This is a genomic window from Candidatus Neomarinimicrobiota bacterium (assembly GCA_021734025.1).
Classification (GTDB): domain Bacteria; phylum Fidelibacterota; class JAANXI01; order JAANXI01; family JAANXI01; genus JAANXI01.
In genome coordinates this window covers 1-26,969 of the sequence record JAIPJS010000009.1, presented here as the reverse complement: position 1 = coordinate 26,969, position 26,969 = coordinate 1, and the positions used below count along the sequence as shown (strand labels likewise).

Below are 26,969 nucleotides of genomic sequence, written 5' to 3'. Positions count from 1 at the left end.
TTCAGGAGTCTCTATTCGCAATACGTAATACGCAATATTTACAAAAGGAAAAAAGTTGTATTATAAAAAAATGGATAACGAACATAACATCTTAAAGACAACAAGGAGACTTTAATGGGCAGCGTAAAAGATTTGACGGTACTGGAAGCGCCAACAGCCGATGAACTCGGTGTCGGTAAGTTCACTTTTTCCGACCGCTATTCGGTCTTCGACTGGGGGGAAATGCCGGATCATATCCCCGGGAAAGGGCAGTCACTGGCAATGATGGCCGCGTATAATTTTGAGGAACTGGAGAAGCGGGGTGTGACGTCTCATTTTATTTCGCTCTATTCCAAAGATGATGAGGGCGCAGGATTCGACCCGGCTGAGCCATCCGAAACCATGTTCGTAAAATTGACCCGCGTGCTTCCCATTGACAACAATTACGCGGAATACCAAAAAGGGATCCAGCATTTTTTAATACCGCTGGAGATCATCTACCGGAACGGCGCACCCAAGGGTAGCTCGCTTTTTAAAAAATTGGAGCGCGCCCGGGGTAACGAGAAAGAATTTCAGAAAATTCTAGATTCACTGAACCTGGACGAGGAACCGCAGCCCGGCGATTTTTTTCCGGAACCCGTGTACGATTTCACCACGAAGCTCGAGAGTACCGATCGTCCGGTTACCGAAAAGCAAGCGCAGCGGATGTCCGGCCTGGAAGATCCGGCCTTCGGTGAACTGACGCGGCTTGCTCGCCTGGTGAATGATTTTATAACGGAGCGCGCCGAACAGGTCGGTCTCCAGCACTACGACGGTAAGATCGAAACCATGTACAATCACGGTCGCGTTCAGCTGGTGGACGTTTTGGGCACCTTCGATGAAAACCGCTTTCTGTACGATGGCGAACAGGTGAGCAAGGAAACCCTGCGACAGGCCTACAAAGCCTATCAGCCGGAATGGGTGGAAGCGGTGGATCAGGCGAAGAAAGAGGCTGCAGCCAACGACGATTCCAACTGGAAGAGTTACTGCGCAAAGGAACCAGAGCCCTTACCGGATGAACTCATTACGCTGGTCAGTCAGATCTACAAAGCCGGCGCGAATCTGTATCTCGGACACGATACGTTCACCGATGTCCCGCCGCTCAAAGATTTGATTCCGGAACTGAAAAAGCAAAAGGAACAGCTTACCAAATAGCACGCAGATGACGCAGAAACTACAGATTACCGCAGATTAATAAAATAAAAACACGATTGCCGCAAAGAGACGCGAATAAACGCAAAGAAAAAACAGAAATAATTTACACTTACATTGGCAAGTACCTTTTAAAGTAGACCCCTTAATTGGTTTTCGTTGTTGTAATTCGTGTCACTTCGCGATTCTTTGCGGCTACAATTTTGTGGTTAATTTGTGTGGATCCGTTGTTTCTGCGTCATCTGCGTGCTATTAATCTTTACAGTTAACTAATCCGTTTCTGGAACCGTAAACTCGCAAAAGTAATGATCAGTACACCATAGCCTGCCAGCGCACCAATCTGCGGCAATAACGCCTGGAAACCTGCGCCTTTGAGGAAAATCCCACGGAGACATGCAATATAGTACCGGAGCGGATCCAGCAGCGAAAGCCGCCGAAGCCAAAGTGGCATATTATCCACCGGGAAGAAAAATCCCGACATCAGGATGATGAAGATCAGGAAGAACCACGCCACGAACATGGATTGTTGCTGGGTTTTTGTGATCGAGGAGACGAAAAGTCCAAGTCCCAAAGTCGTCAGCAGCATGAGGAAACTCACGAAAAAGAGGAGTGGAAAACTCCCACGCATCGGGATCATGAAATAGTATTTCCCGGCCACCATCACGATGCTGATTTCCACGAAACCCAACAGGGCGAACGGCGTAATTTTTCCGAGCATAATCTGCCATGATTTGAGCGGACTCACCATGAGCTGCTCCAGCGTACCCACTTCCCGTTCCCGGACGATGGAGACGGCAGTGAGGATCAGCGTGGAAAAGGCCAGAATCAACCCGATAATTCCCGGTACCATAAAATAGGTGTTCTCGAAGTTCGGATTGTACCAGACACGCATATTGGCTGCTATCCGGATTGGAGGATTCAATCCGGCGTAATACATGATGTCATTGGGATACCAAACCCGCAGCTGTTCGCCGTATTTTCCCATAAGCCCCTGGAGGTAGCCGATGGCTATCTGGGCGGTGTTGCTGTTACTCCCGTCCATAATCGCCTGGAGGACCGGGACTTTATTTTTCCGCATCTGGCGGGTGAAATCCGGCGGAATGACCAGAGCGGAGGCCGCCTCACCGCTGTCCATGTACCGTTCTATTTCGGTATACTCGGATGTTATTCCGACGAGGTCAAAGTATTCCGTCTGCCGTATACTCCGGATGAGCTGCCGCGACTGCTGCGACCGCTCCTGATCGCAGATGACCATCGGCACGCGCGTGACTTCCGTGGTCACGGCGTATCCCATCACCAGCGTTTGCACGATCGGCATCACAAAGATAAACGCCAGCATCGGCTTGGTTCGGAAAATCTGGATAAACTCCTTCTTGATTAGCGGGAGGAGTCGTGCGCGTCGTGATGTTTTCTTCTGTGGCATAATCAGGTCTGTCCTGGGTCGAATGAATAGCCCCAATAGCCCCGTGCTTTAGCGTGGGGGATCGATTATCCCTTCCATTTATGCAGGGTTTTAACCCTGTGCCCGGGGCTGAAGCCCCGGAATTTTAATGAGTCGTCGAACCCCGGCCTAAAGGCCGGGGCTAGCCATGGTAAATTCTGCAAAAAACACCGGCTTCCATCGGGCGGATTTATTATTTTGTTCTCGCCGCAACTAATTTTCTGTTTTTTTCATTATCTCAGATCATCCTGCGATTTTGAACTGCCGCCGAAACCGGGCGATGCTGATGACCATGACGATCGCCGTGAAAATCAATAAAGACCAGAGCGGCGGCCAGAGATAAATCATTGAATTGCCTTTCAGCATGATCCCACGGAGGATCTCCAGGAAATACTTGGCAGGAATCACCGTGGAAATCCACTGGAGCGCCACCGGCATACTCCGCAGCGGAAAGATGAACCCGGAGAGCAGGATGGAGGGAAGCATAGTGCCAAGCATCCCGCCGGCCATGGCAATCTGCTGGCTTTCGGCCACGGTGGAAACGAGTAATCCGATGGACAGGGACGCCAGCAGATACGCCACGCTGAGTCCCGCCAGCAATAGCGGAGAACCGTGGAATGGGACGCCGTAATAAAGTAAAGCGAACGTGAGCATCAGGGTGCCGACGATAAATGCCAGCACGGTGTACGGCAGCACCTTTCCAATGATAATTTGGGAAGCGCTTGCCGGGGATAGCCGCAGCTGAATCATGGTGCCGGTCTCTTTTTCCCGGGCAATCGTGATAGACGTAAGAATGGTCGCGATCATCATCAAAAACACCGCAACCAGTCCCGGGACGATAAAATTCACTCCCTCCAGTTCCGGATTGTACCAGACCCGGGTTTCCATGGTGAAAAACGGTTTCGCCGATGTGCTTCCCAGGATCACATTGGAAAGAATTACGCTGACACCGGTTTGGATGATTTTGCCCGTGTTCGCATCCGAACCGTCGATGATAACCTGCATCTCCGGTGATACGCCGCGTCCCACGCTTTCGGTGAAACCAGCCGGAAACACCAGAACACCCTTAATAGCGCCGCTCTCGACGGCCTGGCGAATGGCATTTCTGGAATCGTAATAGCCGAAAATCTCAAAGAAATCGGTTCCGCCGAATCCGCGTATCACTTCTCTGGAAGCCCAGGAATGATCGTTATCCAATACGCCGAGCTTCACGTTTTTTACATCCATGTTGATGGCGTAGCCATAGAGCACCATCATCAGGAGCGGCAGCACCATGATGAGGATGAGCGACCGGGGATCCCGGATAATGTGGATGAACTCCTTTTTCGCGATAGTAAATGTCCCGGAGATCACCTGGCCAGTTCCTCCTCACGTTCTTTAATGATGCGCACGAAGACGTCTTCCATGTTTGAGAGGTTGTATTCTTCCTTTAGGTTACGCGGCGTATCCAGCGCCAGGATTTGTCCCTGGTGCATGATGGCCACCCGGTCGCAGTATTCCGCCTCTTCCAGGTAATGCGTCGTGACGAAGACCGTGGAGGCATCTTCTCTGGAAGCCAGTTGGTAGATGGTGCGCCAGAAGTGCCGGCGGGCGGTCGGATCAACTCCGGAAGTCGGCTCGTCCAGGAACAGAATACGCGGATCATGGATGGTGGCGCTGGCCAGACCGACTCGCTGCTTCCATCCCAGCGGAATGGAGCCGGTAATCTGATCCAGAATATTTCCGATGCTGTAGAGTTCCGTGACGAAACCGATGCGCTCCGCCAGTTCGGAATTTGACAGTCCGTAGGTGCCGCCGAAAAATTCCAAGTTTTCCCGGACGGTCAGATCGGTGTAAAGGGAAAACTTTTGGGACATGTAGCCGATGTTCTGTTTGATTTGCTCGGTTTCGCCCATGATGGAAAACCCGGAAACCTGACCTTCACCGGCGTTCGGCAGCAGGATACCGGTGAGCATACGGATCGTTGTGGTCTTGCCGGCGCCGTTTGCGCCGAGGAATCCGAAAATTTCGCCCTCCTCCACCGAAAAATCGATGTGATCCACGGCGGTAAATTTACCGAAGGTTTTGGTGAGGTTCCGGACATCCACGGCGAATTGATCTGTCATGATTGTCCCTCCAGCGCCGCGTAGACGTCTTCCATCCCTGGGCTGATTCTGCTTACGGAAAATTCTCGATCAATAATGTCATCCAGCCTGGATTGCATTTCGGACTCACTGATATCGGATTCCTGTACGCTCAGATGAATCCGATCGCCCTTGGGATAGATCATGTGAATCCAGTCCGTTTGTTCCATTGTAGGGAGTATGGTCATGATCTTTTGGGTGCGGACTTCAAAAAGCGCCTGGGCATAATTAGCCTTCAATCCACCCGGAGAATTGTTTGCCAATACCTTCCCATGGGAGAGAAAAATCACTTCATCACACTGGACAGCTTCCTCCATATACGACGTACTGACCAGGATAGTGCGGCCTTCTGACTTCAACGTTTGCAGCATCTCCCAGAGTTCGGCGCGCGCCATGGGATCGACGCCGGTAGTGGGTTCGTCCAGGATAAGCAGCGGCGGAGCATACATGAGCACGCTGATCAGCGCCAGTTTTTGCTTCATGCCTCCTGAAAGGTTCTCCGCGCGACGATTGGTGAAATTCGTCAGCCGGCTGAATTCTAGAAGACGATTGTAGCGTTCCTTGCGTTCGTTGCCCCGGATCTTGTAGAGGTTAGCAAAGAACATCAGATTTTCGTGTACGGTCAGATCAGGGTACAGGGAAAACTCCTGCGGCATATAGCCGATGCCACCGGGCTTCCTGATGTCCCGTGCGCTGAAACGCAGGGAGCCGGAATCGGATTGAATGAGTCCGACAACGATTTTCATTAATGTGGACTTTCCGGCGCCGTCCGGCCCGATAATCCCAAAGATGGAATTCTCCGGGATGTCCGCAGCGATGCCATCCAGCGCTGTGAGGGCGTCGAAGCGCTTAGTTAGGTTCTCGATTTGCAGGAAGGGAGTGTCCACGGAATTAGTCTTGGCTATAGGCTCAGCTTCACCGGCATACCGATCTTCAGCAGACCGTCGGGATTCGGAATTTGCACTTTGACAGCATACGTCAGCGATGTTCTGGTATCCTCGGTATAGACCGTCTTCGGCGTGAATTCCGCCTCAGACGCAATCCATTCCACGCGTCCACTGATTGGTGTATCTCTGCCATCGATTCCAATCCGAATCTCCTGTCCCAGGGAGATGCCGGAAAGGCGCGGCTCCGGGAGATACATCATTGTCCACACCGTATCCGTAATCCCGATGGTGGCCAGCAGGTGTCCCGGCTGAATGCGCTCTCCCGTTTCCACATATCGTTGGAGAATGGTGCCATTCGCCGGGGCGGTAATGCTGGCTTCTTCGATTCGATAATTCAACTGTGCCATCTGTTTCCGGATCTGCTCCTGCTGGTTCCGGGTAGCCCGGCGTTGCGCCGGGATATCCTCGAGTTGGGACTTGATGACATCCCGCTCCACCAACACTTCGTCCAGCTTGTCCTGCGAAGCGCCAGCGCTGGCCACCAGTTTTTTCAGGCGTTGCACCTGCTTATTCAGGAAATCCAGGCGAATCGCCAACTGATCTTCTTTTGCCTTTAAAGATTGCATTTGAATATTCAGGCCCTCCATCTTTGAGAGCAGCTGCTCCTTTTGCAGGTGAAAGTCCGTGGTGTCGATTACTGTAAAGAGTTGACCTTCCGTTGCTTCAGTGCCTTCAGGAATTTTATTATATAAAATTTTCCCCGGCGCAGATGCCCGGACATCGATTTTGTAGGCCTCAATCGTACCGGTGGTGGTATAGGTTTGGTTATTCTCACCAGTGCATGCTATAAGTGCGGTAACGAGTAATAGTAATGGTAAGTGTTTCATCATGCTTTATCCCTTTCGAGGTACGTTAACAGGACATCCTGAATATGTGCTTTTCGCTGAATGATAAATTTTTCCTCGTTTTCGATGCCGATTACTTTGGTGAGCAGGGGTTTGGCGACAAAGAAAAATAAAATGGTACTCAAAATAGTAATCATGAATTGTCGCGGGTCGACCTGGCGGAACTGTCCCTTTTGTATCCCCTGCGTAATCACTTCGAAAATTGCCTGGGGATAATTTCGATCCTCTCTGCTCGTGAATATCTGTGAGAACATGGCGACGATTTCGTCCGGATTAGTGTGAATCTCGTGGATCATAAGCCGGGGCAGTTCCGGGAATTCGGCAATAAAATCGTAATATCTGGAGATGAGTTCCCGCATTTGATCCCGCGGTTCGGAGGCTTCCTCAAGCGACGCAGAAACGCGGGAGAACGCATATTGGAAAATCCGGCGCAGTACCTCCTGGTGGAGGTTTTCCTTGTTGGAAAAATAATAGTGAAGGAGCGCTTTGTTTACGCCGGCCCGATCAGCAATGGATTGCATCCGGGCGCCCTTCTTGCCGAACTGCACGAACTCCTCCAGCGCGGCGTACAGTATTTCAGATTGAGGGGATCCTTCATCGAAATACTCTTTGCGCGTATTCACCGTCAATTCTCCTGCTAACTTTCAATTTTCAGCATATTCATCGCATGCAATAGTTGATCTCTGGCAATATTGTATTGCAGCAGATATTGCGATTCATTGGACTGCGCCTGCTGCAGAGCGAGCTGTGCATTCAGGATATCCAGCTGGGTGGCGGTGCCTTCAGCGAAACGGACTTCCGCCAGTTCCAGGCCTTTCCGGGCCTGCGCCACGGTTTCCTGTTGCGATGCCAGCTGCTCCTCGGCCTGGACTAACGCGTAATATGCGGTTTCAACCTCGGCGGCAATTTGGTGACGTACCTGGCGCCGCCGGTCATCCACCTGTTTCAGCGCCACCCGGGCCTGAGCGATGCTCGAACTATTCTGCCAGCCCGTGAAGATCGGTACGGAAATATTAATACCCCCGGCAATACTCCGGTAATACTCGGACCGGTCGAACAGGATCTCCTCGTTTTGCAGTTGGTATTGCCAGGACGTTGATGCACTGATTTTCGGGAGCAGGGAGGCGCGGGCGATGGCCAGGTTTTGTTCCTGAATTTGCTGCTCCAGACTGATGTTTTCCAGTTCCTTCCGGTGGCGATATGCTCTGTTTTGCAAAGAGGTGAGGGACGAGTCGGCCCATGAGGTCGGCCGTTGCCGGAGTTCGCCTTCGACCATACTCGGCTGATCCGGTTCCAGGCCGATGGCCGTGCGCAGCGCGGTGAGTGATTGTTCGTACTGATGACGGGCGGCAATCAGCCGCGGCCGGGTGTTGGCCACCTGAACCTTGGCACGGAGCACGTCAAAGTCGCTGGCGGTTCCCAGGTCTGCCTGCCGCTGCACAACTTCCAGATTGCGACGGGTATTCCTGAGTGCTTCCCGGGAGACCTGAATTAACTGCCTGGCATGCAGGGATCGATAGAAGGTTTGACGTACTTCCATCAGGATGGCTTGTTGCTGCACCTCCACCTGGTTTGTAGCTCGCGCCGCGCTGGTTCTGGCGACATCGTAACCGGACCTGATTACTCCGCCAAGATAAATCGGCTGCTCCACCTGGATACCGGTGGAGATATTCTCTTCGGTGCCGACCCGCATCGTGCGTGGCTGGCCTGTCAGACCTATGGTAAAAACCGGCAATTCAAAATTATGCGTGTAACTACCGAACGCTGAAACCCGGGGCATAAATCGTCCCCTGGCTTGAGTGATGCGGGAATTGGCCTGTGTCTGTGATTTCTGTGCGGCCTGAATCTGTGGATTCTTTTCCATCGCCAGGGATTGGGCCTGCGACAAGTCGATTGTCAGGGTATCAGGGCTATCCAGTGCGAATAGTGAATGCAGGGGAAATGGGAGTATTAAAAGGAGGAAGATAACTTTGAGGGTTTTGCCCAGGCGATTACTCTGGCGTCTTTCAAATATGTTAACCATATCGATAAACCTTATAGTTTAACCATTTGATTAAAATATATAGTTAAAATTTTAGAATGCAAGCGGATTTTGCCAGAGATCACATCAAATCTCTCATGGAAGCTCAGGAACTTTTTTGGATGGAATGGTCTTGTATTTCCTGTAAATGCTGTTATATTTGACATTCTTGCGGACTGAAGGGGCCGCATAAATTTGAACTTTTTTTGAGGAGACAGACGGCTTGATTATGAATAAAAACGGAATTGAACCGATAGCGAATAAGGCAGGCGATTCAAAACGAAGTATCTTCTATTTTACCATGGAAATTGCTCTCCGGAGCGATATGCCCACTTATAGCGGAGGATTGGGAGTCCTCGCCGGAGACACGCTCAAATCGGCAGCAGATCTGGGCATTCCGATGGCCGGCGTCACCATGCTGTGGCGGAACGGTTACTTTAAGCAGGAAATCGATGAAAACGGGTGGCAGAAGGAAGAGAATGCCATCTGGGATTACAAAAATAAATTACGGAAGCTTCCCAATTACGCCCGGGTAAAGATCGGTGGCGAAAGTATTCGGATTGAGGTGTGGGAATACAAAATCGTTGGACGGACCGGATACTCGGTCCCGGTGTATTTCCTGGACACCAATCTGCCTGAAAATCCCGAACACGCCCGGAACCTGAACCAATATCTCTACGGCGGTGATGAATATACCCGGCTGTGCCAGGAAGTAGTTCTTGGTATCGGCGGCATCAGAATTCTCCGGGATATCGGTTTCAATAATGGACAGGTGTACCACCTGAACGAAGGCCATGCTAGTCTGCTGGCCCTGGAATTGATTCGGGAGCGCGGGTATAACTCGTACGATAAAATTAAGAAAAATTGTGTTTTTACCACGCATACGCCTGTGGCAGCCGGACACGATGAGTTTCCCTACGATCTGTTAAAACAAGTTTTGCACCCTATCTATCTTGAACACCTGGAAGGCATTATTGGGCACGGGCACTCTTTGAACCTGACCCGGCTGTCTCACAAACTGAGCCGCTATGTGAATGGCGTCTCCCAGATGCACGGGAAGGTAGCCCGGGAGATGCTGGACGATCCAAACATAGGGGCAATTACGAACGGCATCCATCTCCAGACATGGATTCACGAGTCGTTCCAGGATCTGTTTACCGACAAATTGCCCGGCTGGCAGTTCGATCCGTCAGTCTTTGTTCATGCGTTAAAAATTCCAGACGACGAAATCAGGAAGGCTCATAACACGGCGAAGGCCGAACTCCTGGATTACGTAAATCAAACCTACAAAACCGAGTTGAAAGAAGACGTGCTCACCGTTGGATTCGCACGGCGGGCGGCCACGTATAAGCGCGCCGATCTGCTGTTTACGGACATCGAACGCCTGCTGGAAATCGGGGCCGGAAAAATACAGTTTATATATGCCGGCAAGGCGCATCCCAAGGATAACGCCGGTAAGGAGTTGATCCAGCGGGTGGTGCAGGGCGGCAAAAAGCTTGGGAAAGAAATTCCGGTAGTATACCTGGAAGAGTATAATATGGACATCGGCGCCATGCTGACCAGTGGCTGTGACGTCTGGCTGAACAATCCGCAGCGTCCCAGAGAAGCATCGGGCACGAGTGGTATGAAAGCCGCATCTAATGGTGTGTTGAATTTCAGTATTCTGGACGGCTGGTGGATCGAAGGACACCTGGAGGACAAAACCGGGTGGGCGATTGGTCCCCGTGCGGACATGACCGATATGGAAAAATACGATGAGTCCAAAGATGTGGAAGACCTGTACCGTAAGCTGGAAGAAAAGGTGATCCCCACTTATTACGAGAAGCCTGAGAAGTGGGTTGAGATGATGAAAACCAGTATTGCGTTGATTACACCGTATTTCAACACCCACCGGATGCTCAGGGAATATGTCGAATATGGGTATAGCGATAGCTTCTGATTTTTGACAGTCCGGCGGCTGAACCTGTCGCCGGTATTATTTTCCAATCATTATCCAACCATCCAGAAAATCATCCCACCATGGCAGGATGGATAGTTTTCTGGCCAGAGGCTCTATTTTTGGTGGAAATCGTTTTAGATTTCCTCAATCTCTGTGATATAAATCACAAAGGGGCTTACGTTATTTAAGCGGTGCAGGAGAACCGGAAGGAACTGTTTGGATCTTTTTCTGCAGGACGGTATCATTAATCGCCTTGAAAGGTTCTTTCCAATGTCTAAAACGGGATTCCCCTGTCATTGACATTATCAGACTATCTGCCGTGAATTACCGGTCAATTAACTGGAATAATTAGCAATTGCTGACACGCGTGTTATACACAGATTCTTTCTATCCGTTACAAATCCAATATAACCAGACAGTAGCAGGGGCCGGTCCATGCAAGTGAAGTTTTGGGGGGTTCGCGGATCAATCGCAACTCCGGGACCAGGTACGGTGAAGTATGGCGGCAACACTTCGTGTGTGGAGCTGGAAGTCGATGGCAACCACTTTGTGCTGGATGCCGGCACCGGAATTCGGTTACTGGGCTTAGACCTGCTCAAACGCCAAAGCAGCGGCACGCTTAATTTGATGATCAGCCACCATCATTGGGATCATATCCAGGGATTGCCATTTTTTCTGCCGGCGTTCCGCAAGGAATATGAATTGAACATTTTCGGCTACGAATCCACCAACCAGGAACTCGAAAAAATTATCGCCAACCAGATGGATCCCACCTATTTTCCCGTCCAGCTGGGCGATCTGGATGCCAATCTCGGTTTTCACAAGGTGGAAGAGGGCACCTTCCGGATCGGGGATGTCCGTATCGACACCATCTTTTTAAACCATCCCGGATACAATATGGCGTACCGCTTCAACTGGAAGGGAAAAACGGTTGTCTACGCCACGGACAATCAGCCCTTCGGTCACTGCCATCACCTGGGTGAGTGGGCGACCGAGGAGTATTTCCACGCAATAAAACAGAAGTCCTTCAAGCACATTGAACTGCACTTTGACGATTTGAATGAACGCATCATTGATTTCGCTAAAGATGTGGATTTACTCATCCATGATACCCAGTATACGCCGGAGGAATTCCAGCGGAAGATCGACTGGGGGCATTCCTCATACGAATTTACCGCCGAATTGGCCATCCGCGCCAACGTCAAATCCCTGGTTCTGTTCCACCACGAGCCGCTTCATTCCGACGATATGGTCAAACAGATCGAAACCCAGACCATAGGAATTCTCAAGCGCGCTGGTCACGATATCCCGTGCCGGGCCGCCCGGGAAGGGCTGGAAGTGTTGGTCTGAGTCGTGGGCGGATTGGGAGAGTATCTTAAAGTATATGTGATCATTTTTGCGATTACCCTTGAAGTTAAATGTATTAAGAAGAGTGTTATTGTGTTAACGTGAGTGCGTGTTACTGTATAGTTTTTGATTCAGCGTAGTTTGCTGACCAGGGAATTTTACGAGTGGAACTTCCCTGTTTCCCTCACTTTTTCTTGCGGTTCATTATATTAATTTGTAATCTACAAAACAGTGTTCAATATTTGTACGATCTGTTAATCAAATAAAACGGAGCAAGTAATGAGTGCTCGGTTAGTGTTAACCGGGTTACTTGCTTTTTTTCTGTTCGGATGTCAAGGGGAGCAACAGAATGGTGTTGAATCGCAAGATACCCGGGAAATCTCTGTAGGGACAGCGCAGGGCGAGGCAGTGCCTGTGTCCGCAATACGCGCCACAAGAGATACTATGGTGCAGTATATTTCTACGATTGGCACATTCCAACCATTGAAATCGACGACTATTGTCGCCCCGGTGGAGGGGCGGGTTGCTTCAGTTCTCATGAAAAACGGGATAGAAGTGAAAACCGGAGATTTGCTCCTTCAACTCCACACCGCTCCATACCAGGATAAGTTGATCCGGGCACGAAGTACGTTCATCCGGTCCTTAAGTGCTGCGGTTCAGGAATTTCGGGCGGACAGTACTCCGCAAGCCGAATTCCTCTCGGACTATCTCAACGACGTATTGCATTCCCCAGCCATAGATCCGTTGCCATTAATTGCGTTACATGGGAATAAGGAAATTCCCGCCGGGCTGAAAGCCGGATTGGGTTCGGGACTTGGCGGTGATTCGGATTCCGGCGCACTGGTTTTCACCAATCGGGAATATATGGTCCTTGCGCGACATGATGTTCCCGGCGCCTACGCGGATGTCCGGCAGGCGGAACGGGATTTGACCTCGACAGAAATTCGTGCGCCTTTCTCCGGCATTCTTTTCGGGGTCACCGGTTCCGGCGGGGAACTGATTCAGACCGGAGCGGAACTTGCGACACTTACATCCCTGGATACGTTGCAGGTGGCGATAGATATCCTGGAAAGCAATCTCAGGGATGTCACTCCCGGCACCCCTTTCCGGATACTGGCAAATGACGGGTCAGTCATTGCCCGGGGAAAAATCGATGGAATAAGCCCGGCCATAGATGAAGAGACGCGAACTGCCGAAGCGTTTGCGATCCTGCCGAATCCGGATCATCTCTGGAAAGCAAGTCAACATTTACAGATCGAGGTGAGGAAGGCGCGGTTTCCGGACAGGCTAGTAGTCCCGAAGGAAGCGGTGCTGACCCGCAATGAGCGGGATTTGGTATTTATAGTGCAGGACGGGCTGGCCAAATGGCGCTATATCGAAACCGGTCCGGAAAACAAACGGATGGTTTCAATTCAAAGCGGAATTGCTCCCGGGGATACTGTCATCGTGAGGGGACATTACACGCTGGCACACGATTCACCCGTGAATTTCCGCATGGTGAACCCAAACAAGATAAGACAGTCCAACAGTAACTGATATACAGTTCTAACATCGGTACAGCAGTAGTACGAAAATTCAGAGTATCCGGCAAGGAGTTTCAGGCTTATTGAAAATTCTCCGGGTTGCAATCCGCGTTAGAAAACGAACGTTTAACATGTACGGCAGATGAAAAGTATAATACAATTCGCAATTCGCCGGCCTATAGCAGTTTTTATGTTGACGCTCGCGCTGTGTCTGTTCGGAGTTCGGGCATTTCAGCAACTGGAAACGGCACTGCTGCCGGATATTGAATATCCGGAATACTTTATCGTCACCCGGTTCCCCGGGGGATCGCCGGAAGAGATAGAGCAACACGTGACCAAGCCTCTGGAGGAAGTATTAGCATCGTTGTCGGGGATTCAGGATATCGTCTCCTCTTCCAGAGAAGACGTTTCGCTTGTGGAAGCACAATTCACCTGGGAGAGTGACTTCCAGTTCACCCTTCTTCGAATCCGGGAAAAGATCGATGCCGTTCGTGCACAATTTCCGGAGGGGACTGAACGGCCGTATATCATGGATTTTAATCCCAATTCGGCCCCGGTGATGAAACTCGCCGTTTCCAGTGACAATCAGGTTCTCTCCGCATTGGCCGAGCTCTCACGGGATGTTTTCCAGCCGCGGTTTTCTCAGGTCGAGGGGATCGCCAGCGCCCAACTGCTTGGCGCGGTGAAACCGGCGGTGCAGATTCAGGTGCAACCGGATAAAATCAGGCAATACCGCATTACACCGCAGGAACTTGTCCAAAGTCTGCGTCAAAATATCCCGGACAATCTGGTGAGCGCCAGAGTCGCCTCCGGTTTTGCCGAGTATCCCCTTACAGTCGATATCGCGGTTGAGCAGTTTTCGGATTTCCGGGAGATGCCAATATCGCCGGACAGACCGGAACTCCGGCTCAAACATGTCGCGAAGTTAGTCAGGAAACCTCTCCCCCTGCGCTCCGTAGCCTACTACGATTCCAGCCAGGTGATCATCATGAACCTCCACAAGGAGGCCGGGGCGAATACCATACGGGCCACTGAACACGCCACCGAACTCATCAAAGTTCTGGGGGATCAGTATCCGGATATTTCCATCAGGGTGCTGGAGAACCGGGGAGAATTCGTATCACAGGGAATTCACAGCGTGCAGCAGGCTATCTTATTCGGGGCGATCCTGGCGTTTTGTATTCTGCTGCTTTTTCTGAGACAGATCCGGCTCTCCATAATTCTGAGTATTGCCATCCCGGTGAGCTTTTTGGTGACACTCATTGCGCTCCATATCCAGGATATTACGCTCAACCTCATGAGTCTCGGCGGGTTGGCGCTAGGAATCGGGCTCATCCTGGACAACGGAATTATTGTCACCGAATCCATTGCCAGAGATATTGAGTCCGGAGGTGCCTCCGAGCCCGTACTCTCCGGGACGGCGAAGGTGGCCCGGGCAATTCTCGGCGCCACAATGACCACCATCGCAATATTTTTTCCCATCATCTATGTGCGGGGGTATGCATCAGTCCTGTTTCAAAACCAGGCAATTGTGCTCATCTATACCCTTATTGTCTCGCTTTTCACTGCACTCACGCTGTTACCGACGGCGATTCGTGTTTTTGTCCGTCAGTCCAGTCAGAAAAATACCAATGCCGATAAGAAAATTTCCGGTCGGAGCGTTCCGGGGTCCAACAGGATTTCCAGGTTATTCTGGACAGGTTACCGGAGTATTGCCGGGAGCATCCGACGGGCCGGCAGGTGGTGTGGACGAGGATTACAAATCCTGGCATCACCGGTTGACCGCAGTTTTCAGTCGCTGTATGCAGCGGCCGAAGATCGATACCATACTTCCGTAGTATGGGCTCTGAATAATAAGGTGAAATCCGGGCTTGTTGCTGTTGTTATACTCGTGATTGCTTTGTGGGCGTATTCCGGATTGGCCAAACGATACTGGCCGGATATCCCGCATACCATCGTCACGGCGTCGCTGGAAGTCCCGACATCAACGCCGTATGCCCGGGTGCGCACACAGGTTTTCACATCTCTGGGAAATGTACTCCGGTTACCGGAAGCCGACCACGTCCTTACCCAGATTCTCGATCCCAGAGAAGCAGTGGCCGGAAACGCAGTGCAGTCGCGGCAATCCGCCGGTCAATACCACGTATCGTTTACCCTGTACCTGCACGAACCGATGTTTGTGCAAAAAGCCTTTGAAGACGAGATCCGGAGCCGGATTACGCTTCCTTCGACCGGGATGACGGTTGAATCACGTGACAATCTGCAGGGTGAGTTTCTCCATCGACGGGAGAAAAATTTGGTGATCTATATTTCGGGCGACCAGACCGAGCAGTTACGACTTCATTCGCAGAAAATTCAGAATTATTTACGAGAACATACCAATGCGAGGAATATCGCCAGTTTTTCGAATAGCCGGTCGCCGGTTTTTGTTCTGAAACCCGACGAGAACGCCCATACCCGATATGGAGTGACTGCGGGGTTTATCCATGATCTCCTCCGCCAGCAGGTCAGGGAATTGAAGGTGGGAGACTGGCAGGATGGGGCTGAGAAAGTCCCTGTCTATCTTCTGTGGAATACCAACGAATCCCCGGAATTAGCACGGATACTGGCGTTTCCGACGGGAGTCAATGCGTACGGGCCGGCGTTGGGTCAACTGGTACAAACGGAGCCGGGTTCCGCGATCCAGGACATCACCCGGGTGAACAGAAAGCGGGTGATCTCCGTTCAGGCGGATGCATCTCCGCATCAGTTGAGTCGTATTGTTGCGGATTTTTTACAATGGCAACGGAGCCGGAATACCCCGGGAATTGAGGTCACGGTTGGCGGAGAGAGCCAACGCATAGCACAATCGTTCAGCGAGCTGGGGCTGGCGTTGCTGTTTGCGGTGATCCTGGTGTATCTGTTACTTGCCGCGCAGTTTGAGTCGCTGATCCATCCATTGAACATTCTGCTAACCGTGCCAATGGGATTGATCGGAACGGTGTGCGGCCTGTTCCTGTTTCAGCAGTCGATTAATGTGATTGTGCTAATCGGTATGGTCATGTTGATCGGGATTGGTGTGAACGATGCCATTGTCAAAGTGGATTACATCAACTATTTGCGCACGAACGAAAATTTTCCGCTTCGTAAGGCGGTCCTGCAAACCAGCCGGGAAAAATTCAGGCCGGTCCTGATGACCTCGCTAACCACCATTTTCGCGATGATACCGATGCTTTTCGGGGTTGGCGGCGGGTCGTTTACCACGCCTTTGGCTTCAACTATTGTTGGCGGGCTGCTCTTTACCACCGTTCTGACGTTGGTTTATACTCCTGTGCTGTACGAAGTGTTTGAGAAATTTCACACAACCCGAGGGGACGGCTCATAACTGATGATGCACCGATTCCTCACATCGATCCTCCGCCATCCGCGGCCGGTACTCGTTGCGATGGTAGTTATCATTATAGTCGGCGGTGTCTCTTTGAGCCGACTCCCGGTTGAAATCCAGCCGCGCCGGGAATACCCCAGCATCCGGATTACGGCACATTGGAGCAGGCAATCCCCCGAAATTGTTCAGCGGGAAGTGACTATGCCACTGGAAGAGATCGCTGCTCAGGTCCGCGATGTCCGGAATGTCTCCTCGACAACCGGCGTGGGCTATTCCGAAGTGACGTTGGAATTCCCGGAAGAGATCAATCTGAAATATGCTTTCACCAGGTTGCAGGAACAGGTGGCCGCGCTGCGGACCGCGCTCCCCCCTGAGGTGACTCTTACCGTCGAACCGGGAGCCGAAGGCGGGGAAGATCTCCGCCAGCGTCAGCCGTTTCTCTCGTTGGAACTCAGCGGCCCATATGATCTCACCACACTGCGGCAGTTCACGGATCGCACTATTGTGCCTGCGATAAAGGGGCTTGACGGTTCGGGGACGGTCCGGGTTTTTGGCGGCTCTCCGGTGCATTTGCGGGTTGACCTCCGGGAAACGTTCATGGACGGGCTGGAGTTACACCCGGATGATATCGCAGAGACAATTCAGAAGTCGGTCCGGCGGTCAGGAGTGGGTGATATCCGAAAAGGGAATGCTCACTATAGACTCTTGTTTTCTCACGTGCCTCAGGCACCGCAGGATCTTGCTGCAATCCCTGTCACGGGGGATGGCAGGTGGCAATTGGGCGACATTGCCTCGATTACGCTTGGATATCAGGACCCGGTTTCCATCTCCCGCCATGATTATAATCCCCTGGTCTCTGTGGATGTGTACAGAGCGCCAGGGTATAATGCGCTAACTTTTTCTCAGGAGGTCCGGCAGCTTATCTCATCTTTGGAACAGCGGTTACCCCGGGGAAGCCAACTCCGGATCACGAGTGACAGAGCAGACGAATTACGAGGGGAACTTCACAGCTTATACCTCCGGGCCGGCGTGATTTTAACCGTAGTCTTTGGCATCCTGATCGTTCTGTTCCGCCGGCTGACTTATGCGCTGATCGTCATGTCGGCGATCTTCCTGTCCCTCTGCGGGGCCAGTATCCTACTGTATTTCACCGGGTATACGATCAATGTAGTGACGCTGGCCGGGATCGCGTTGGTCTTCGGGTTGCTTGTGGATAATGCGGTAGTTGTCCTGGAAAATATTCAGCGCAGGAGCCTGCTTGACCATTCCATGCAGGAGAGTTGCCTGAACGGCACCAAAGAGATGGCGTATCCGTTGATAGGCAGCACGGTGACCACGTTGTTCGTGTTTTTTGCGCTGCTGCTGCTTCAGGACAGGCTTGGAGCGTACTACAAACCTTTAGCATTCGCACTCGGTTTTGCCCTGCTGGTTTCGTTCATCATTGCGATGACTCTGATACCGGCGGTATTGATGTCCTTCGGATTCCCAAAGAAGAAAAACCGGTCCGGACGCCGATTGCCCCGGTTAGGGAAACTGAGCCGATACTATTCCCAATTCGTGCGCTGGAATATCCGGCATCGATGGATGGTGTACAGTGTTATTATACTCATCGCGGGCGGGAGTGTAATGCTCTTCCTCGGAAACGTGGAACGGGGCGGATTCTACAACTGGAATTCAGATAAAAATCTGAATGTCTGGATCGAAGCCCCGAGAGGTACCACGCTCGACATGCTGGATAATATCGCCAGAGGATTCGAGAACCAAATCCGGGATTCGGGGGTTCCGGCGGATGTCTCCACTACCGTTAATTCCCAATCGGCGTATGTGAATATTCAGGTACGCATACCCGATTCCCTGCACCGGAAAGCTGAGCCGTATATCCTGAAGGAATCCCTGGTCACCCAGGCGGTCAATTATGCCGGCGTCGGAATCTATGTAACCGGGTTCGGGCTCCCGTATTATAACGGCGGGTACAAGGTGACGCCATTCTATAATACGCGCCTCCAGGTGCGGGGTCCGCAATACGATGAGTTATGGAAGATATGTGAATCGATATTAGAGACGGCCAAAGAGTCACCGCGGGTCAGTGAGGGATTAATTGCACCGTCGACCCGGAGTCTGTATCTGGCAGAGCAGGACCAAATTTCTATGAAATCGGCCTTGCAGGATATTTGGAAAGCCGGGTGGACTTACCGCGACCTTCAATCGCAATTGGCGTTTGAGGTGCGGCGGGAGTTAGCCTACGACGAACTTCCCATCGGCGGGGACCGGATTCGTCTGCATGTGACTTCCGGGGAGTCCTTGCCGCAGGTTGCATCGGTGAAGCAATCTGTTCTCACTTCACCCGGTGGCGGAGAGCAGCGGGTGCAGGATCTTTTCGCGTTTCAAAAGGAACCGGTCCCGCTCTGGATCGATAAGCGGAACCAACAATACGAATTTACCATTGCCTGGGAATACCGGGGGCCGACTCAGTTAAACTCCGGACATACGCGCGGTATTGTAAATAATCTGTCGCTGCCGCCGGGATATCATCTAATGGAACAGCAGTGGGGTTTCTTAACAGAGGAAGAGGAGTCTGATCTGCTCTTGCTTATTCTTATTGTGGCAGCCGGAACTTATATGATATTGGCCTCCCTGTATGAATCATTCCGCCATCCCCTGGTCATCTTCTTCAGCGTACCGTTCTCTCTGATAGGCGTGTTTTATTCCTACGTCCTTTTTCACCGGGATTTCGATGTCAACGGGTATATCGGTCTCATACTGCTCACCGGTCTCGTGGTGAACAATGCCATCATCCTGGTTGACAGGATTATCTCGCTCCACAAATCCGGGATGCCGGTAACTGAAGCCGCGGTGGCGGGCGCCATTCAGCGAATTCGCCCTATTATTATAACTACGGTAACCACCATCGGTGGGTTGCTGCCGCTATTCCTGATACAGAGCGGCTCCTCCATGTTCTCCGATATTCTGGCCGAGTTGAGTTTTATCACCATCGGGGGCATAGTGAGTTCTACGCTGTTTACCGTCACCTTAATTCCGCTTATCTACGTCAGTATTGAAAAATTCAACAGGCACCAGAGAACAATAAGTTTCTCAGCAGGAGAAGACACATGAGTCGGAAATTTTGCATACAAATTTGGGTTCGCTGTGTGGTTGTCCCAATGGCATTGTTGGTTCCCATAACAATGCTAAATGCCCAGGATACGCTGACCTGGAATATGATTGCCTCGGCGGTCGTGGAGCATAGCCCGGACATTGCGAAAGCCAGAGCGGAACTCCAAACGGCCGGCACGATGCAGCAGTTGCATATCGGCGACTATTTGCCAGAGATCTCTTTCGCTCTATCCACTTCGCAAAACCAACAGGGTCCCAGAGAAGTCTATCTTGGCGCTCAATCCTTCCGGCAGGAAGGACAGACATTTGGGTATCATTCAGCAGGTGTCTCCATGTCCTATACCGTATTCGATTGGGGCAACCGTCACAGGACATCCGAAATACTAGACTCGCGGTACAAGGCCAGACGATCATCGCTGGTAAAAATTCAACGCCAGGTTTTAGAGCAAGCCTTTACCGGGTTTACCGACCTGCTGGAGCAAAAGGAAATCCTGGAAATATCCCGGGAGGAGCTTCGTTATCTTCGCCGGCAGCGGGATTTCATCAAGGGATTGACCGACGAAGGATTGCAACCGGCGATAGATTTACGCAGGATTCAGGTGGAGATCAGAAACAAGGAGACGGAAATCTCTCGACAGGCGGGCAGGTACAAGCAGTCTCGGTTTACACTAATGAATATTATGGGGAGGGAGTTGGCCGGTTCGACGGTGTTTATCCCGCCCGCGGTACCCGGCGATTCAACCATTGGAGCGCAAACGGATTTCGATGCTGTTGTCAACACACATCCTGCCACACAGGAACTGACAGCCGGATTACAGACAGCTAAACTTGAGCGGAAAAAAGCCCGGTGGCAGATGTTTCCGGGACTCAACCTGAATACACAATATCAACGCGGCAACCGCAGGTTGGAAGAGGTATACGGGAATTTTGCCCGAAACTGGAATACCTCGGTGAGTCTCCAGGTGTCGTTCCCGCTTTATAATCAAAGCGCACAATTAATAGAAATTGAGCGACGGACGAGCCAGATCCGGACGATATCGGAAGACCTCAGAAAGCAACGCCAGGATGCGTATCGGCAAGTATTTGAAATTTGCAATTTGTATGAAACACAGTTCCGCAATTATACGCGCCGGCGCCGGAATATCGCCGATTACAAAGCCATCCATGCGTATGAACGGAGAAATTATCGTGCGGGGATTACGGCCTTCCGTGATTATCTGAACGCAGTCCAATCCTATCTGAATGCCCGGCGGTCTGCTGTCACGGCTAAATACCAGCTGACAAAAACCGCATTTCGATATGAGCTGTTGACCGGGAAGTGGGATGAGGTTGAGGGACAATGATCTCTGCGGCAAGTATTACGCAAGGAGCCCAGATATGAGAAAAATATCCGTTACCCGAATACAGAATATTCAAGAACGGTCTTTTTCTTTCATGGCAGACGATTACCCTCCGGTGCCGTTAAACAACTGGCAGGAGATTGTCAGATATATCATGCACGGGTTTCATGGCCGGGTTGGTGAAAGTGCATGTTGCCTGTGGGTGCAGGAAGAGGTTAGTGGAAATGTCGATTACGATATTTTGTGGAAGGATAAGAATAGGTGTGATCATCACATGCCCGGGATTAATGGCAATGGTCACAAAAGATCCGGGATGGCGATTGCTCCTGTCGGGTGGAGAAAGGAACCGGCCGGTTGGATTGGCTGGAATGCCAAGCCGCCCGAAAAAAGCCTTCGTGCATTTCGACGCTGGTATCGTTCGTGGTATTTGCGGTATAAGTTGGCTTCAAAAAGTGAGGAGATAGGATGGGAGCCGGTCACGATCTATGGAGAATCGGTCGGGGTAAATAAAGCGCTGGAGATGGCGGATCGTATATCTCAGATGACCGTACCTGTAATTTTAGTCGGCGAAACGGGAACCGGCAAAGAACTGATCGCCAGGGCATTGCACCTGTTGAGCGGGCGCAGTGAGAACAGATTTGTCGCCTATAACTGCGGACAGTTAACCGATGATAACATGGCTTTGAGTACCCTGTTTGGCCATCGGAAGGGGAGTTACACCGGAGCCACCCGTTCCCGAAAAGGGCTGTTCCGCACTGCCGACGGAGGCACGCTATTGCTGGACGAACTGGAAGTATTGTCTCCGAGAGTTCAGAGTATGTTGTTGCGAGTGCTGGAGAATGGCGAAGTGTATCCCGTGGGACAGGACACGCCGGAGAGGGTGGATGTCCGGATGATTGCGGCGACAAATCGTTCTCCGGAGGAGTTGTTAACCTCCGGCGCACTGCGGCAGGATCTCTATTTTCGCTTAAAGGGGAGTCAGATCGTCCTGCCGCCATTGCGGGAGCGCGGCCCGGAAGAGATTGAGCACCTTACCCGTGCTTTCCTGCGCCAGCATAGCAAGGGTTCGGATGACATCCCTGTCCTCGATAAAAGCGTATGGCACCTCCTCCGGGAATATCACTGGCCCGGGAATGTGCGGGAGTTGCATCAGGTAATACAGAATATTTATTCCATGTACGTTGACCAGGGCAGGGTCTCGAACAAAGAGGTGCGTGCCCAACTCTTACCGTATGGATCAACTCCGAATCACAAGAAAAACATGGAAGAACGCTCTATCCATGACCGACTTTATCATAAGATGGTGGAAGAAGGGGAGAGCTTTTGGGAGGTGGTGAAGGAGCCGTACATGGCGAGAGACCTCAAGCGTAGCGAGGTGCAAGCTGTGATTGCCAGAGGGATTGAGGAAGTGAAAACCTATAAGAAATTAATACAGCAATTCAATCTTTCCGCAAAGGAATATAAACAATTTTTGAATTTTTTATATAAGAACAAACTACAACCGGATTAAAATCTGCTTATAGTGAGAACGAATCAACCTATAGAGAAAACCAAGTACTATATTAATCTTTTGTATCGATTATTAAATAATCTATAAGTTCAATTAAAACAATCATATATAATATTGAAGTAAAAATTGGAATAATTATTGTTCTCTGATAAATAAAGTGATTAAAAAAATAACGTTAATTTAAAGATAGGAGATTTATACTATGTTAATAAGAATTTTTATGGCAATAGTTATCACCTTTTTAATCAATCCTCTCTCTTCATCCATTCAGAACTATGGACATACATCAAAATTACATGCTGCAGAAAAATACCCACACCAAGATTTTGTTGAGGAAGCAATAGGGATATTTGGTTCATTTTGTCCAGGAGGAGGAATTAAATGTGCCAGTATTAATTTTACTGATGATACTGTGAGTACAACTCTGACTTTTTTTAAAAATCCAAATTAGTTTTGACAATCATTAATGTAATGTTGATAACAAGGTGTTGCTATCAGATATTTATATTTAGAGAGTACCAAAATATCAGATTTTTTAAGAAAACAAAAGTAAGGAGGAGTAAGTTATGAAATCCTTAATGAGAACATTAACAGGGGTAATAATGGTGTTCATGATGTTAAGTATTCCCCTTCCTCAAGGTGCGAATAGCCGGATTGATACTATTCAGGCTGCTGAGAAATCGAAAGTGGATAAAATGGTTGATTCTGTTATTTCGGCAGTTGGCTCAGTATGTCCTGGAGGCCAGGATATGTGTGCGACAGTTACAGTTTCAGCTGGGCCTGTTAGCGTATCAGCGACGTTCTATTTGAACCCTTCCTCTTAATTTTGGAGGGCGGCATAGTTTTTAGCCTCTTAATCTGTATGACCGAAATAGAACTCAGTTCAATTGAGAAGCAATCCTGGCAGTTAGTAGTGCCAGGATTGCGTGTTTTTATTTCGTGTTTTTTCCTATTAAATGCCTTGTTGTTATTTGGGTCCGAAGGTGATAATAATTTGAGAGAATCTGAGATTTCCATCTTTCCGGAGAGCACATTTTTATTGAGTGAAAATCAGTCTTACCAAAATTCAAATTTTAATGTTTTTTTCATTACAACTCCATATGATTGTCCGTGCTACAATTATCTATTTAACAGTAAATTTGTTGCTGAACTTCAATTGGAAAAGATCGATGCCAGGCAAATTCAGTCAGTTAGTTATATTATATCAGGTGATTTTTCTATCGATAAATTGAGAGATTATGGTGGAAGTTTGTCTAATAGTGTCCCCATATTTATAGATCATAAAAATAATATAAAAAATGAACTGTATAGTTTATTTAACACCTTCCATACTCCTTATTTGATAGTTGCAAAAAATGATTCGATTATTGATGATTTCAAGATAGAATTTTCAAAAGACTCCTTATTTAATTATTTAAAATCGAGTAAAATTAGAAATGGAAAATAAATCAGTTATATTAGTTATTTATAGTATGCTAAGTATCTTATCTCTACTTGGGTGTAAAAATGAAAATCCTGCAGAAATTCATTTTGAAACTCAATCACAAACTAATCGAACAGTTGTTCAGGCTGTACCAAATGATAGTATTAAATTTTCGAATATTGTAAACCCTTGGTTCTTTCGTGCGACTCCTTCAGGAAATCTTTTTATTTATGACGGAGGGAGTAATGAAATTATTTCATTAAAGCGGCATCTTGAGACCAATCGGTTACAGGTCTATAAAACAATGACGATTTCTATGGGACACGGTCCGGGTGAATCTATACAAATTACAGATATGTATATATCGGATTCATTAGTTGCGCTTGCGGATCCTCGGATCAGCAGAATATTAATTTGGCCTTTATTTTCGGATAGTATCAAAACATATAAAATACCAATGCGGCCTTACAGAATCCTATCAGTTCGGGATAGAAATATCTTGTATTGTCCAGAATCATATCCTTTGCAAAAAATTAGTTCATATGATATAGTTACTGGTGATACTTCCAGTGTGATATCAGACATTCCTCTTGAACAACATAAAAACAACAACATTTACCACGGGTCAAAGTTTGCCGAGTTAGATGAGATAAATATACTTCAAGCCTATACTCGACTTGGAAGAATGGTTGTTTATAAAAATTTTATCCCATTCATAGGCGTATATACAATAAATGGTAACTTAGAGCCAACCATCTACAATAAAGAGTATGCGGAAAATATTCAAATTACTTATGTTGATCATAATGCAATAATAAGCTGTAGCGATTTAACATCTTCAAATAATCAAATAGCAATCTTAAGCCATAACCCGAGTAGAAAACATGAACATGTAGATTTTTACAGCTCTGACAATTTATCATACTTATATTCTATTAGGCTTAACGGCAGGGGGCATAAGGTTGCCCTAATAAACGATTCATTATTATATGTACTTTGGCAGAACTGGATATATACTTATAGATTATCGGATGAATGGTCAAATTTATGATCATATAACCCGTCGTGTGAAACATGCCTTGGCTTAGTTTCACGCAACGGGTGTTTTATAGTAATTTCAATCGGATTAACCATCTCTACTGTTTCGTTTCTATTTAAGTTAAAAATTTCTAGTTGTGGATGTGGCTTGTTTGGAGAAAATTCTATTATACTTATACTCCAAAAATTATTTATTCTTGCGTTATTGACCTCTATATAGAAATTTCAACATAGATATTTTAAAAAATCTTAGTGGATCCCGCCTAAAAACTCAAAACGCTCTATGTGCATGCATTTTCCAGAAAAACCGTCGAAGGCTCCAACATTCCGCGAGAAATACCCACACAAAGGTCGAAACATATGATATAATGCATCGGTCACCCGTGGTTGGAGTCGTTCCAGGGTCATGTCGGTTTTCGGATTAGCCAAGAACCGGGCAATGCACACGAAATTCACACCAGTCGCCCGAAGCAGGCCGCGAGTCGTCGTCGTAAACTTCCCGCGCACCTAGGTTTGCGTATGGCTTCGGTTGGGTTTAAACATAGGATACTCGGGGTGTTATTCGTGGCTAAGATACTGTTATTATTAAATATGACATCCAAAACATTGTCCGAAATTTCTATAAGAATTCTCACCATCTATCATTAAAAACTAAGGAGTCCTATGGATAGAATTCATTCCTTGTTGATCATTACACTATTGCCAGCAATAATTTTATTATGTTGTCAGAAACAATCGTAAGAATATCATTCGTTTGACTTTAAGTATTCGGAGAAGTCTGAGACTGTTTTTGCGCCGAGTTCTACCTTTCCTGCTCTGCCGGATTCGACGTATCTGTCCAACGTGTTATGGATTTCAAAGGATGATAAACATTTCTATCTCTCTGACTATTCCAATCATCGCGTTGTAAAAATCGATAAGGAGTATAAAAGGTCGATGAACATCGGACGGAGAGGACGCGGTAGGGGAGAATTTATTGGCCCAGGAGCCTCATCAATAACGGGGGACACACTATTTGTTATTGATGAGGGAAACAGAAGAATTAACTTGTTTTTAACTACGAACGGAAATTATTTACGATCGGTTAGATTACCGGTAAGAGTAATAAATCGATTAGCTGTAGATAACAAGAATAAGACAATATATATCTCGACTCCATTGTGGGAGCAACCAATAGCCGTTCTCGATTATTCCGGAAATATTATTGAAGGTATCGGGGAATGGCGGTCCGACAAATCAGTCTGGTTTCGGGCGAGCCGGGGAGGAAGACAGTTAGCACTGTATCACGATCGTTATTTGATTATTGTGTTAAAAACATATCCGATAATTCGATTTTATGATTTGATAAATGGCCACATGAATGAATTAAACCTGGAATCTCTTCCGGTGTTAAAACCGCGACTTAATAAGATTGAGGATAAGTATAGTAATATCGAACCAGAATCAAGTCCGTACATCACCGCAACACTTTTTGCTGATGCGTTTATTTCCGGAGATATGCTTTACATACCGTTCTATGGTGCAGAAAAGTCCATACTGCAATTAGACCTTACTAATTTGAATATGATTAAAATACGCAAGTTCGATTTCGCCAATACAAACAACACTGAGAAATTGTATTTCCAAAGCGTTAGTAAAATTGACGAGACGTTTTTGGTATATAAAGACATTATTTACACTTTTATTAACCCGTTGTGCGAAACTCAATGAACAGAAAAAGACTCGTACAGAAGGCTACTCCTGTGTATATTATGGGTGCTAAGCTCATAATAAAACAAGGAGATAGCCTCATGCACGATATCAAAAAAGCCTTCGACCAACTCCG

Annotated in this window: 20 protein-coding genes; 13 read left to right on the top strand and 7 right to left on the bottom strand. The window is 48.8% G+C overall.

Features of this window, described 5'->3' with window-relative positions:
- Nucleotides 1-114: 114 nt before the first annotated feature.
- Complete coding sequence (locus K9N57_10875; GenBank protein ID MCF7804685.1) at nt 115-1,173, top strand: phosphoribosylaminoimidazolesuccinocarboxamide synthase; 1,059 nt, start codon at nt 115-117, stop codon at nt 1,171-1,173.
- Nucleotides 1,174-1,435: 262 nt separating this feature from the next.
- Here K9N57_10875 and K9N57_10870 read toward each other — a convergent pair whose 3' ends face one another.
- The 7 genes from K9N57_10870 to K9N57_10840 form a co-directional block, all read right to left on the bottom strand.
- The gene (locus K9N57_10870) at nt 1,436-2,593 is read right to left on the bottom strand and encodes an ABC transporter permease (protein MCF7804684.1); all 1,158 of its coding nucleotides are present in this window, start codon (nt 2,591-2,593) and stop codon (nt 1,436-1,438) included.
- 261 nt (nt 2,594-2,854) lie between these two features.
- Nucleotides 2,855-3,964 (bottom strand): ABC transporter permease, encoded by a 1,110-nt coding sequence (locus tag K9N57_10865; GenBank protein ID MCF7804683.1) that lies wholly within the window; start codon nt 3,962-3,964, stop codon nt 2,855-2,857.
- Nucleotides 3,961-4,716: an ABC transporter ATP-binding protein gene (locus K9N57_10860; GenBank protein ID MCF7804682.1), complete on the bottom strand. Its 756-nt coding sequence runs from the start codon at nt 4,714-4,716 to the stop codon at nt 3,961-3,963. The genes K9N57_10865 and K9N57_10860 overlap by 4 nt, the downstream gene beginning before the upstream one ends.
- Nucleotides 4,713-5,621 (bottom strand): ABC transporter ATP-binding protein, encoded by a 909-nt coding sequence (locus tag K9N57_10855; protein ID MCF7804681.1) that lies wholly within the window; start codon nt 5,619-5,621, stop codon nt 4,713-4,715. The genes K9N57_10860 and K9N57_10855 overlap by 4 nt, the downstream gene beginning before the upstream one ends.
- 14 nt (nt 5,622-5,635) lie before the next feature.
- Entirely contained in the window at nt 5,636-6,511 is an 876-nt protein-coding gene (locus K9N57_10850; protein ID MCF7804680.1) for an efflux RND transporter periplasmic adaptor subunit, read from the bottom strand.
- The gene (locus tag K9N57_10845; GenBank protein MCF7804679.1) at nt 6,508-7,149 is read right to left on the bottom strand and encodes a TetR/AcrR family transcriptional regulator; all 642 of its coding nucleotides are present in this window, start codon (nt 7,147-7,149) and stop codon (nt 6,508-6,510) included. The genes K9N57_10850 and K9N57_10845 overlap by 4 nt, the downstream gene beginning before the upstream one ends.
- Nucleotides 7,150-7,163: 14 nt before the next feature.
- The gene (locus tag K9N57_10840; protein MCF7804678.1) at nt 7,164-8,549 is read right to left on the bottom strand and encodes a TolC family protein; all 1,386 of its coding nucleotides are present in this window, start codon (nt 8,547-8,549) and stop codon (nt 7,164-7,166) included.
- A gap of 226 nt (nt 8,550-8,775) precedes the next feature.
- On the opposite strand from K9N57_10840, the gene glgP reads away from it, so the two are divergent.
- The 12 genes from glgP to K9N57_10780 all read left to right on the top strand — a co-directional run bounded on the left by glgP (nt 8,776) and on the right by K9N57_10780 (nt 26,854).
- Nucleotides 8,776-10,485, top strand: a complete 1,710-nt coding sequence (gene glgP / locus K9N57_10835; protein MCF7804677.1) for an alpha-glucan family phosphorylase — start codon at nt 8,776-8,778, stop codon at nt 10,483-10,485.
- Between the two features lie 435 nt (nt 10,486-10,920).
- Nucleotides 10,921-11,835: an MBL fold metallo-hydrolase gene (locus tag K9N57_10830; GenBank protein ID MCF7804676.1), complete on the top strand. Its 915-nt coding sequence runs from the start codon at nt 10,921-10,923 to the stop codon at nt 11,833-11,835.
- Between the two features lie 276 nt (nt 11,836-12,111).
- Nucleotides 12,112-13,368 (top strand): efflux RND transporter periplasmic adaptor subunit, encoded by a 1,257-nt coding sequence (locus tag K9N57_10825; protein MCF7804675.1) that lies wholly within the window; start codon nt 12,112-12,114, stop codon nt 13,366-13,368.
- Nucleotides 13,369-13,545: 177 nt separating this feature from the next.
- The gene (locus K9N57_10820) at nt 13,546-16,719 is read left to right on the top strand and encodes an efflux RND transporter permease subunit (protein MCF7804674.1); all 3,174 of its coding nucleotides are present in this window, start codon (nt 13,546-13,548) and stop codon (nt 16,717-16,719) included.
- Between the two features lie 3 nt (nt 16,720-16,722).
- Entirely contained in the window at nt 16,723-19,833 is a 3,111-nt protein-coding gene (locus K9N57_10815; GenBank protein ID MCF7804673.1) for an efflux RND transporter permease subunit, read from the top strand.
- Nucleotides 19,830-21,176: a TolC family protein gene (locus K9N57_10810; protein ID MCF7804672.1), complete on the top strand. Its 1,347-nt coding sequence runs from the start codon at nt 19,830-19,832 to the stop codon at nt 21,174-21,176. The genes K9N57_10815 and K9N57_10810 overlap by 4 nt, the downstream gene beginning before the upstream one ends.
- Nucleotides 21,177-21,210: 34 nt before the next feature.
- Nucleotides 21,211-22,683, top strand: coding sequence for a sigma 54-interacting transcriptional regulator (locus tag K9N57_10805; GenBank protein MCF7804671.1), 1,473 nt, complete (start codon nt 21,211-21,213; stop codon nt 22,681-22,683).
- Nucleotides 22,684-22,885: 202 nt separating this feature from the next.
- On the top strand, nt 22,886-23,134 hold the full coding sequence (locus tag K9N57_10800; GenBank protein ID MCF7804670.1) for a hypothetical protein: 249 nt from the start codon (nt 22,886-22,888) through the stop codon (nt 23,132-23,134).
- A gap of 115 nt (nt 23,135-23,249) precedes the next feature.
- Complete coding sequence (locus K9N57_10795) at nt 23,250-23,507, top strand: hypothetical protein (protein ID MCF7804669.1); 258 nt, start codon at nt 23,250-23,252, stop codon at nt 23,505-23,507.
- Between the two features lie 38 nt (nt 23,508-23,545).
- Nucleotides 23,546-24,130: a hypothetical protein gene (locus K9N57_10790; GenBank protein ID MCF7804668.1), complete on the top strand. Its 585-nt coding sequence runs from the start codon at nt 23,546-23,548 to the stop codon at nt 24,128-24,130.
- Nucleotides 24,120-25,157: a 6-bladed beta-propeller gene (locus K9N57_10785; GenBank protein MCF7804667.1), complete on the top strand. Its 1,038-nt coding sequence runs from the start codon at nt 24,120-24,122 to the stop codon at nt 25,155-25,157. Before K9N57_10790 ends, K9N57_10785 begins: the two co-directional genes overlap by 11 nt.
- Nucleotides 25,158-26,080: 923 nt before the next feature.
- Nucleotides 26,081-26,854 carry a hypothetical protein gene (locus K9N57_10780; protein ID MCF7804666.1) on the top strand — a complete coding sequence of 258 codons (774 nt, stop codon included), beginning with the start codon at nt 26,081-26,083 and terminating at the stop codon, nt 26,852-26,854.
- Nucleotides 26,855-26,969 lie beyond the last annotated feature (115 nt).

Bases quoted from the DNA above. Each gene is read 5' to 3' on its own strand.
- K9N57_10875 (MCF7804685.1), top strand. From the start codon at position 115: ATGGGCAGCGTAAAAGATTTGACGGTACTGGAAGCGCCAACAGCCGAT.
- K9N57_10870 (MCF7804684.1), bottom strand. From the start codon at position 2,593: ATGCCACAGAAGAAAACATCACGACGCGCACGACTCCTCCCGCTAATC.
- K9N57_10860 (MCF7804682.1), bottom strand. From the start codon at position 4,716: ATGACAGATCAATTCGCCGTGGATGTCCGGAACCTCACCAAAACCTTC.
- K9N57_10850 (MCF7804680.1), bottom strand. From the start codon at position 6,511: ATGATGAAACACTTACCATTACTATTACTCGTTACCGCACTTATAGCA.
- K9N57_10840 (MCF7804678.1), bottom strand. From the start codon at position 8,549: ATGGTTAACATATTTGAAAGACGCCAGAGTAATCGCCTGGGCAAAACC.
- glgP (MCF7804677.1), top strand. From the start codon at position 8,776: ATGAATAAAAACGGAATTGAACCGATAGCGAATAAGGCAGGCGATTCA.
- K9N57_10830 (MCF7804676.1), top strand. From the start codon at position 10,921: ATGCAAGTGAAGTTTTGGGGGGTTCGCGGATCAATCGCAACTCCGGGA.
- K9N57_10825 (MCF7804675.1), top strand. From the start codon at position 12,112: ATGAGTGCTCGGTTAGTGTTAACCGGGTTACTTGCTTTTTTTCTGTTC.
- K9N57_10820 (MCF7804674.1), top strand. From the start codon at position 13,546: ATGTTGACGCTCGCGCTGTGTCTGTTCGGAGTTCGGGCATTTCAGCAA.
- K9N57_10815 (MCF7804673.1), top strand. From the start codon at position 16,723: ATGATGCACCGATTCCTCACATCGATCCTCCGCCATCCGCGGCCGGTA.
- K9N57_10810 (MCF7804672.1), top strand. From the start codon at position 19,830: ATGAGTCGGAAATTTTGCATACAAATTTGGGTTCGCTGTGTGGTTGTC.
- K9N57_10805 (MCF7804671.1), top strand. From the start codon at position 21,211: ATGAGAAAAATATCCGTTACCCGAATACAGAATATTCAAGAACGGTCT.
- K9N57_10800 (MCF7804670.1), top strand. From the start codon at position 22,886: ATGTTAATAAGAATTTTTATGGCAATAGTTATCACCTTTTTAATCAAT.
- K9N57_10795 (MCF7804669.1), top strand. From the start codon at position 23,250: ATGAAATCCTTAATGAGAACATTAACAGGGGTAATAATGGTGTTCATG.
- K9N57_10790 (MCF7804668.1), top strand. From the start codon at position 23,546: ATGACCGAAATAGAACTCAGTTCAATTGAGAAGCAATCCTGGCAGTTA.
- K9N57_10785 (MCF7804667.1), top strand. From the start codon at position 24,120: ATGGAAAATAAATCAGTTATATTAGTTATTTATAGTATGCTAAGTATC.
- K9N57_10780 (MCF7804666.1), top strand. From the start codon at position 26,081: ATGAACATCGGACGGAGAGGACGCGGTAGGGGAGAATTTATTGGCCCA.